The organism is Azohydromonas australica DSM 1124, from assembly GCF_000430725.1.
GTDB classification, from domain to species: domain Bacteria; phylum Pseudomonadota; class Gammaproteobacteria; order Burkholderiales; family Burkholderiaceae_C; genus Azohydromonas; species Azohydromonas australica.
The window spans coordinates 45,542-52,832 of the sequence record NZ_KE387222.1; the positions used below are offsets into that span (position 1 = coordinate 45,542).

7 protein-coding genes are annotated in these 7,291 nt (G+C 70.8%); 3 read left to right on the forward strand and 4 right to left on the reverse strand.

What is annotated here, in order from left to right:
• Positions 1-14: 14 nt before the first annotated feature.
• A complete protein-coding gene (locus tag H537_RS50220; RefSeq protein WP_051244717.1) occupies positions 15-2,198 on the reverse strand; it encodes a hybrid sensor histidine kinase/response regulator in 2,184 nt (727 codons plus the stop codon).
• Between the two features lie 94 nt (positions 2,199-2,292).
• Between H537_RS50220 and H537_RS0139500 the strand changes: the two genes are divergently transcribed.
• Together H537_RS0139500 and H537_RS48505 are read left to right on the forward strand one after the other, a co-directional pair.
• A complete protein-coding gene (locus H537_RS0139500; protein ID WP_029002234.1) occupies positions 2,293-2,622 on the forward strand; it encodes a hypothetical protein in 330 nt (109 codons plus the stop codon).
• The gene (locus H537_RS48505) at positions 2,619-3,065 is read left to right on the forward strand and encodes a hypothetical protein (protein WP_051244719.1); all 447 of its coding nucleotides are present in this window, start codon (positions 2,619-2,621) and stop codon (positions 3,063-3,065) included. Before H537_RS0139500 ends, H537_RS48505 begins: the two co-directional genes overlap by 4 nt.
• 208 nt (positions 3,066-3,273) lie before the next feature.
• Here the strand turns inward: H537_RS48505 and ppk2 are convergent, their stop codons facing one another.
• The gene (ppk2, locus tag H537_RS0139510) at positions 3,274-4,452 is read right to left on the reverse strand and encodes a polyphosphate kinase 2 (protein WP_029002235.1); all 1,179 of its coding nucleotides are present in this window, start codon (positions 4,450-4,452) and stop codon (positions 3,274-3,276) included.
• A gap of 72 nt (positions 4,453-4,524) precedes the next feature.
• The gene (locus H537_RS54215; RefSeq protein ID WP_156902271.1) at positions 4,525-5,151 is read right to left on the reverse strand and encodes a PEP-CTERM sorting domain-containing protein; all 627 of its coding nucleotides are present in this window, start codon (positions 5,149-5,151) and stop codon (positions 4,525-4,527) included.
• A gap of 28 nt (positions 5,152-5,179) precedes the next feature.
• Between H537_RS54215 and H537_RS54220 the strand changes: the two genes are divergently transcribed.
• Positions 5,180-5,752, forward strand: a complete 573-nt coding sequence (locus tag H537_RS54220; protein WP_156902272.1) for a hypothetical protein — start codon at positions 5,180-5,182, stop codon at positions 5,750-5,752.
• Between the two features lie 236 nt (positions 5,753-5,988).
• On the opposite strand, the gene H537_RS48515 is transcribed toward H537_RS54220, so the two are convergent.
• A complete protein-coding gene (locus tag H537_RS48515) occupies positions 5,989-6,549 on the reverse strand; it encodes a shikimate kinase (RefSeq protein ID WP_051244722.1) in 561 nt (186 codons plus the stop codon).
• Positions 6,550-7,291 lie beyond the last annotated feature (742 nt).

Sequence of the window (7,291 nt, forward strand, 5' to 3'; positions counted from 1 at the left end):
CCGCGGCGGCGCGCTCAGGGGCTGTGCCGTTCGAGCACCTGCCGCAACTGCGCCGTCCCGAAAGGATTCACCAGCACCTCGTCCATGCCGGCGTCCAGGCAGCGCCGGCGGTCCTCGGCCACCGCGCTGGCGGTGAGCGCCACGATCGGCACGCGCGGCCAGCCGCGTGCCGCCTCCTGCGCACGGATGCGCCGCGTGGCGGCCAGGCCGTCCAGCGCCGGCATGTGCAGGTCCATCAGCACCATGTCGGGCCGCGCCGCCTCGTAGGCCTGCACCGCCTGCGCACCGTCGGTGGCCTGGTGGGGCTGGGCGCCCAGGGCCTGCAGCATCGCGCAGGCCAGCTCCATGTTGACCTCGTTGTCCTCGGCCACCAGGACGCGCCGGCCGGCCAGGCTTGCTGCCGACGCGGGCGCCACCGGTGCCGCCGGCGCCGGCGGCGCGGCCGGAGGCAGCTCCAGCACGAACCAGAACTCCGAGCCCCGCCCGGGCTCGCTGTCCACGCGCAGCTCCCCGCCGTGCAGGTGCACCAGGCTGCGCACGATCGCCAGGCCCAGGCCGCTGCCGCCGAAGCGCCGCGTGGTGGAGCTGTCGGCCTGCATGAAGGGCTCGAAGATGCGCCGGCGCTCGGCCTCGTCCAGGCCGATGCCCGTGTCGCGCACGGCCACGCGCCAGCGTGCGCCCTCCTGCGCCGACAGGCGCAGCTCCACGCCGCCCGCGGGCGTGAACTTCACGGCGTTGGACAGCAGGTTGTTGAGGACCTGGCTGATGCGCAGCGGATCGCCCAGCAGCCAGGCCTGCGGGGTCGGCGGCTCCACCACCAGCCGCAGTGCCAGGCCCTTGGCGCGCGCCTGGAGCTCGAACAGCAGAACGGCATCGCGCGCCAGCCGCACCAGGTCGAAAGGCATGCGCTCCAGCTCCAGGCGCCCGGCCTCGATGCGGGAGAAGTCCCGCACGTCGTCGATTACGCCCAGCAGCAGCTGGCCCGAGCGCTCGATCAGCTCCGCCTGCTGGCGCTGCGACGGCGGCAGCGGCGCCTGCAGCAGCCGCTGCGCCATGCCCAGCATGCCGTGCAGCGGGGTGCGGATCTCGTGGCTCATGTTGGCCAGGAACTGCGACTTCACGCGGCTGGCCGCCTCGGCGGCCTCGCGCGCGGCGTCAAGCTGCAGCAGCGCGGCGCGGCGCCGGCGCAGCAGGCGGTGGATCCACAGCGCCAGCGCGGCGATCAGCAGGTCCGCCGCCAGCACGCCCGCCCCGACGTGCCGGGCCAGCTCGTGCCAGTCGCGCAGCATGAAGGCCTCGGTCGTGGTGATGCTCACCGCCAGCGGGAAGTCGGCCACGGCGTGCGCCGCCGTCATGCGCGCTCGCGTGTCGGCCGGGTTCATGACCCGCGGCGCGCTGGTGTAGCTGGTGGCGCCCGTGCGGCCCTGCGCCATCGCCTCGGCCAGCGCCAGCATCGATGGCGCCTTGGCATAGGAGCGGCCCAGCGCCTCGGCCTGCACCGGGTAGCGCGCCAGCAGCGTGCCGTCGCGGCGCAGCAGCAGGATGACGTTGTCGGACTCGCTGAGGTTGATCGAGCGGTAGAAGCGCTCGAAGTACTCCAGCTCGACGCCGGCCACGGCCAGGCCGACCATCTGGCCCGACGGCGCGCGCAGCTTGCGCGAGACGAAGAAGGTCCAGCGCCCCGAGACCCGGTTGCGCGACGGCGCGGACACGAACACCTGCAGCGCCGGGTCGGCGGCATGGGCGCGGAAGTAGTCGCGGTCGGACAGGTTCACGTCCGGCGGGGGGAAGGTGCCGCTGCCGTTGAGCGGGCGGCCGTCCATGCCGACGATGGCGATGCCGTCGAGCACCGCCACCTCGTCCACGCGCTCGCGCAGGAACTCGTGCATCGGGCGCGTGCCCAGCGCCGGCAGCAGCCCATCGCGCAGCGCGCCGGCCTGCAGCCGGTCCACCACCCGGGCGAGCACGAAGTCCACCGTGCGGAAGGTCTGCGCTGCGTGCTCGGCCGCCGTGGCGGAGAAGTTGCCCAGGTACAGCCGCCAGGTCTGCAGGCTTTCCTGGCGGCCGAGCCACAGCATCAGTACGGCCGCGGCCGTGAACAGCAGGATGACGAGCGCGCCCCCCAGCAGCACCCAGCCCTCGCGCGCGGCGGCGACGGCGGGCGCCGCATCGCGACGGTTGCGGGAATCGACGGACATCGAGGCAGCGGCAGCGGGTCGTGGCAACGAGCGCGGGGAAGCAATCCCGGCGCCCGCACCGCCGGCGCGGCCCGGTACTTGCCGTGCGGCAGCCATGCGCTACCCGGTCACGCCCGACGGTCGCTATTTCGTGGTGCGCGCCCGCCTGTGGCGCTGTACCGACCCGCGGCTCGATGAAACCGAACGGCTGCGTCTCACGCGCGAGCTGATGTCGGCGCGCAGCGCCGTGCGGCAGGCGCTGCGCGGGCAGGACGCGCCCGCCCTGGCGCAGGCGCGCGCCCGCGTGCATGCCGCCAAGGTGGCGCTGGGCGAACGCGGCCCGGTGTGGTGGAGCGACGGGGCGCCGGACCACAACCGGCGCCTGGTGCGCAACACGCCGTACCGGGGCTGGTACGAGGCGCTGGAAGCCGTGCCGGCGTCATGACGCACGCGCTGCTGCGCTGGCCCGCCGGTGACCTGGCCTGGGCCTGGTTCATGGCCACCGCCTTCAGCGGCCTGCCCTCGACGCTGTACGCGCTGCTGACCGGCAGCGACCCGATGGAAGCCACCCGCGCCGCAGGCGCGATGCTGCTGCCCGCGGCGACTTTTTTCTGGACGCTGTTCGGCGCCGCCGCCGTGGCGCATGGCGGCGTGTCGCTGTTCTGGACGCTGGTCTTCGCCGTGCTGCTGCCACGCCGCCACGCGCTGCCCGGGGCGGTGGCGGGCGCGGCGCTGGTGGCGCTGCTGGACCTGCGCCTGATCGCGCCACTGGCCTTCCCGTCCGTGGCGACGCTGGCGTTCTGGCCCCAGTTCGCCGACCACTTGGCGTGGGGCGCGCTGCTGGGCGGGACGCTGGGGTGGCGGCAGGGGCGGCGGGCCGTGGACTGAAGACGGACGCGGCCGGCATCCCGTCAGCGAGGGCGACGCCCTCTCTACGCCGCCGACGATGAGCGGGTCCCCCGAGCTGATGGCCTCCAGCGACTTCTGTGCGTGGAGCACGCGGCACGGAGAGAAACGTAGCGTCCAGCCGCGTGCGAGGCCGCCGGGCCAGGGGTGCCTGGAGACAGGAGCGGCGCGAGTCTGATGCGACCTTGGATCAACCCGCCCCGGTGGCCGCCAGCTGGTCGTCCCCGCGGCTGGGCACCAGCGAGGGCCGCCCGACGATGAGCGGGTCCACCGAGCCGATGGCCTCCAGCGACTTCTGAGCGTAGGGCAGGCGCTGCAGCAGGTAGCGCATGGCGTTCAGGCGCGCGCGCTTCTTGCAATCCGACTTGATCACCGTCCACGGCGCGTCGGAGGTGTCGCAGTGCAGGAACATCGCTTCCTTGGCGCGGGTGTAGTCGTCCCACTTGTCCAGGGAGGCCATGTCGATCGGGCTGAGCTTCCACTGCTTGAGCGGGTGCGCCTGGCGCTCCTTGAAGCGGCGGCGCTGCTCGGCGCGGCTGACCGAGAACCAGAACTTGAACAGGTGCACGCCCGAGCGCACCAGGTGGCGCTCGAACTCCGGCGCCTGGCGCATGAACTCCTCGTACTCCTGCTCGGAGCAGAAGCCCATCACCCGCTCGACGCCCGATCGGTTGTACCAGCTGCGGTCGAACAGCACGATCTCGCCGCGCGTGGGCAGGTGCTGGATGTAGCGCTGGAAGTACCACTGGCCGCGCTCGGTCTCGCTGGGCTTCTCCAGCGCCACCACGCGCGCGCCGCGCGGGTTGAGGTGCTCCATGAAGCGCTTGATCGTGCCGCCCTTGCCCGCGGCGTCGCGGCCCTCGAACACCACCACCACGCGCTGGCCCGTCTCCTTGACCCAGGCCTGCAGCTTCAGCAGCTCCACCTGCAGCCGGTACTTCTGCTTCTCGTAGCTCTTGCGCGAGAGCAGGTTCTTGTAGGGGTAGCGGCCCTCGCGCCAGCCGGCGGAGAGCTCGGTGTCGGGGTCGATGCTCTCGCGCACGGGCTGGCCACGGTCGAACAGCGCCTGGCGCAGCAGCCGCACCTCGTCGGGCGAGGCGCCGTCGATGAGGGCGCGCAGCTGCTCGTGGCGCACCTGCGGCGCCGAGCCGCCGGTGCGGCCCTCCAGCAGGTCCTGCAGCACCATCGCCTGCACCGTGCTGGCCTCGGAACGGCCGCGCTCGACCATGTCGTGCTCGATGCCGAGCGCGCTGAGCACCGGCGCCGTGTCACCGGCCTCGACGGCGCGCGGCTTGGCCGTGCTGTGCCGGCGCCGCGCACCGTTGGGCTTGGCGGACGGGCGGGCGATGGGGTTGTCCTCCTGAGGCATGCCAATGGCTCCTTGTCGTTGTCATGGGCATGTCATCTTCCGGCCGGGAGGGCCGAAGCGGTTTGAGCCGGATCAAGCCGATCGGCGCCGCCGTGCTGTAGCCAGCCCCGCCAGTGCCACGCCGACCAGCGCCAGCGAGCCGGGCTCGGGCACGGCGCTTGGCACCGGATCCACCGCACCGCCCGCGCCGGAGGCCAGCCCGCCGTCGGACGGCAAGCCCATGCCGCCGCCCGCGGCGCCGGCCAGGCCGCCATCGGGGGAGGACGTCCCGTTGTCCGGCAGGCCGTAGGGGTCGCCCAGGCGCAGGTAGGCGCTCAGGTGCGAGAGGTCCTGGGGCAGGCCGTTGGCGTTGAAGGAAGGGGAAATCCAGCTGCCCATGGCCGAGCCGTCGAACAGCACGTCCTCGAAGTAGTACAGCGCGTAGTTGGTGCTGGACTTCACCACGGCGACCATGTCCAGGCGCATCGGCCCGGACGCCAGGCTGCCGCCGGAGCCCGTCAGCAGCCAGAAGCCGCTGGAGCCCCCGGCACCGGCATCCAGCGAGAAGGCGATGTTTTGCCAGGTGCCGCGGACGTCGTCGCTGCTGCCGACGTTGTCCTTGGCCACCAGCGTCCAGCCGTCGCCCCAGCTCAGGCCCAGGTCGTTGATGCCCTTGCTGTCGTTGCCGCTGACCAGGCCGTAGTAGTCGGTGGCCGCCACGGCGTTGAGCAGGGTGTCGCGGGCGTAGGTGACGTCCGAGGTCGCGCCGATCCAGACGGCGGTGCCGCCCGGCGTCGCCGAGCCACTGCCGCTGCTTCCACCCGTGCTCCCGGCGCTGCCGTTGCCGTTGCCATTGCTGGTGGCGCCACTGTTGCCGTTGCCGGCACTGCTGCTGGAGCTGCTGGAATTGCCACTGGCGGAGCTGCTGTTGCCGTTGCTCCCCGAGCTGCCGTTGCCGCCGCCATTGCTGGTGGTGGCGCTGCTGCTGTTGCCGGCACCGCTGCTGGAGTTGTTGGAGCTGCCACTGGCGGAACTGCTGTTGCCATTGCTCCCCGAGCTGCTGTTGCCGCTGCCCGTCGTGCTGCTGCCGCCGCCATTGGCGGAGCCGCTTTTGCCGCTGTTTCCGGAGTTGCCGTTGCCGGCCGAGCCGCTGCTGCCAGCGTTGCCATTGCCGCTCTTCGAGCCGCGGCTGTCCGTCGCGGTGGGCGTGGTGTTCTTGGCCGCGGCCAAGCCGGGAACGGCCAGACTGGCCAACAACACGGCTTTGACGACGCGTTTGAACTTGGGGCTGCTCACGCTTGCACTACTCCCGATTGCCTAGCACATCAACAACCGGGCAGCAGAGCCGCCGGTACAAATTTTCGCAAAAAGCGATGCCGGGAGTGTGGGTGAGTTAGCAAGGGGGGTGTTTAGGGTCGAGGCGCAGTCAACCCGCCAGACCGTGACTTACTGCTCGAACTTGCCGTTTGCGAGCGGGCATTTCCCCCGGGCGTAGCCTGGGTGCCGCCTGGGAAGTGCCGGGTGCTCAGCCCGGCGCGGGCCTGTGGCAGTGCTGAATCAGGTATGCCGATGGCACGACGGCCCGTGCGCGGGCGCCTGCGTCTTGCGGCGCCCCAGGTGCATCCGCAACTCGTGCACCGAGCGCCCGATGCGCCCATGCCCGGTGTCGAGCACGAGATGGGCGCTGCTGCGGTAGAAGCCGTCGCGCTGGCTGAACAGCTCGCACAGGCGCTGCAGCGGGTCCGCCACCTGCAGCAGCGGCCGACTCAAATCATGGCGCAGCCGCTGGTGCAGCGACTCCGGCGTGGCATGCAGGTACACCACCGTGCCCGCGGCGCGCAGCGCGGCCCGGTTGGCCTCGCGCAGCACCGAGCCGCCGCCAGTCGCCAGCACGCCCGAGCAGACGCGCGCCAGCTCGGTGATGACAGCGTGCTCCACGTCGCGGAAGGCCGCCTCGCCGTGGCGCGCGAAGTACTCGCGGATCGGCACGCCAAGGCGGCGCTCGATCTCGTGGTCACTGTCATGGAAGGGCACGCCCAGCTCGCGCGCCAAGCGCCGGCCAATGGTGGTCTTGCCGGCGCCGGGCATGCCCACCAGGCTCAGAAGGGTCGAAGTCATGAGGAAAACGGCATCAGCCTCGGGCATTGGGCAGGAACGCACCGGGCAGCAAGCAATCGAAGACGTGATTCTCGCCTGCCGCCGTCAGCCGCCCGCCCAAGCCCACCATGGCACGCAGCCACCCAGCGCACCTGCCTGGTGCGGCGATCCTGGCGCTGATCCCGCGGTCCCGCCGCGCGCCGTGTCCGGCCTGCCGCCTGCCAAATTCGCACCCGAACGGCAGTCCTTGAAAATGAACCGTAAAGCCGGTCTATTTCCAAATCCACAGCGCCTTGAATGTTGCAAATCGTGAGTCCGGTATCGGTATCATTTTCCGGGGCATGGCGATGAATTGCGGACTCCGGCTGCTGAATTTATCTGCCGAACAATGACACCCGTTCCAGGGCTTTCAACGCAAGAGGGCTGGACATTGGTTTTCGAGAAATTCATCACGCCGGCGCGATTGATGAAGGGGGATTGAAAGCTCGCTGCAAACTTCGGTGTCAAGCAAAACACGTGAGTTTGGAAACCACGGGGCCGTAGCACAACCCGACACAAACCAAACAAAACCAAGCCGTCAAGCGGGTCCCGTCGCCGCCGAACAACAAGCCATGCCACGCGACGCTGGATTCCACTCCAGACAGCGGGAAACAAGTGTAGGACTTACGCAACGAGCACCATCCGCACCGCCGGGCTGCGCAGCTCGGCTCTTAGATAGTTGGACAGCATCTCGCGTTTGAGCTGATAGAGTGTTTTCCCGACC